Source organism: Nocardia sp. NPDC058497 (assembly GCF_042720195.1).
Lineage (GTDB): Bacteria > Actinomycetota > Actinomycetes > Mycobacteriales > Mycobacteriaceae > Nocardia.
The window spans coordinates 1-1347 of record NZ_JBHXMY010000221.1; the positions used below are offsets into that span (position 1 = coordinate 1).

The window sequence follows — 1347 nt, forward strand, 5'->3', positions numbered from 1 at the left end:
TTGCCGGCGATGGCGGTAACCCGTCGACACCGGGTGGAGGAAATACCGGAACACCGTCCGGTGGCGATAACGGAAGCCCCACGGGTCAGCCGACCGCACCGGAAACGCCGAGCACGCAGACACCGCAGGGCACCGGCACCTATGACTCGGCGGGCACGAACGGTGGGAACCAACCGGATTCGACTGATCCCTCCTCGACCGACGACACCACTGCCGCGTCCACAGCGACGCCGACCACGACGACCCCCAACACCGCGCAGCCGAGTACGCCGACAACCGCGAATCCATCGACAGCTGGGCCCGCGACCGCCACACCTCTGGGTACGACACCAGGATCAGGCCGCGGTGGCGGCTCCGGTGGTGGTGGCCGAGGCGGCGGCACAGCGGGCGCTCCGAGTCCTGGTCGTGCGGTCGCCGCGGCGCCGAACGCGGGGCAGCCCGCGGCGGCGACGGCGGCGGCGGGACGTTCCGGTGCGGCCGCCGCGGGCCGAGCCGGGATGGCGGGAATGCCCGGTATGGGCGCGGGTGCGGGTAAGGGACAGAACGACGACGAACACCGTGGCGTTCCCGACTATCTGATCAATCAGGAGAACGGCGAGATCCTCACCGGACTCGGTGAGATCAGGGCGGTGCCACCGGTCATCGGCGGTGATTACGACAGTGCACAGCAGTAGGTTCACCGGGCAGGAATTCGAGATTCTGTGGTCCGCCTATGGTCGCGACCGATTGCCCTATCCCCTGCAATCCCATACGGATATCAGTGATTTCGACGATCTGAAGCGGGATCGTGAACGGGCGGCGGAAAGCCTGCTCACCAAGTACGACCCGATGATCGAACGCGCACTGGATACCCTGTTGCACCCCGACGCCCGGCTGGAATCGAAAGGCTTTGCCGGGCAGGACAGCCCGCGAATTATCCGATTCCACGGCGCGATCCGCGGCGAAGGCGGAGCAGCACTCGCACAGGAGCCGGGTAGCACCGACAACACCGGTGGTGATGTCGTGCTCACCTGGTGCGGTGCCGATAACCTCGCCGAGGTCGCGGTGTCGGCACTGCCCGAACGCGGGCCCGGCACGCTCGCGCCGCTCGAGATCCCCCGTTCGCGGATCGCCGACGAAGATGAGCACTTCGAATACCGCAAGGGCGCGCTCAGCGCGGTGGATCAGCTCGACCGGGTGTTTCGGCGGCCACGCTCGGGACACGGAGAGATCGCCGCGTACTCGGGTGGCGCCGTTGATGCCCGGCCGACGACGCCGGAGCGCACCTTCTGGTGGATGGACTACCCGGACGGGCGCTACTACGTCAGAACCGGCGACCCGATCATCGCCGAGCCGCTCGACAGCAGT

1 protein-coding gene and 1 pseudogene are annotated in these 1347 nt (G+C 67.7%); both read left to right on the plus strand.

Annotation, left to right across the window (positions count from 1 at the left end):
• Positions 1 to 674 (plus strand): annotated as a pseudogene (locus ACFWPJ_RS16610) (hypothetical protein); the annotation flags it as partial.
• Positions 661 to 1347, plus strand: a 687-nt coding sequence (locus ACFWPJ_RS16615; RefSeq protein WP_378852198.1) for an ESX secretion-associated protein EspG, incomplete at its 3' end; no start/stop codon positions are given. The pseudogene ACFWPJ_RS16610 and the gene ACFWPJ_RS16615, both read left to right, overlap by 14 nt.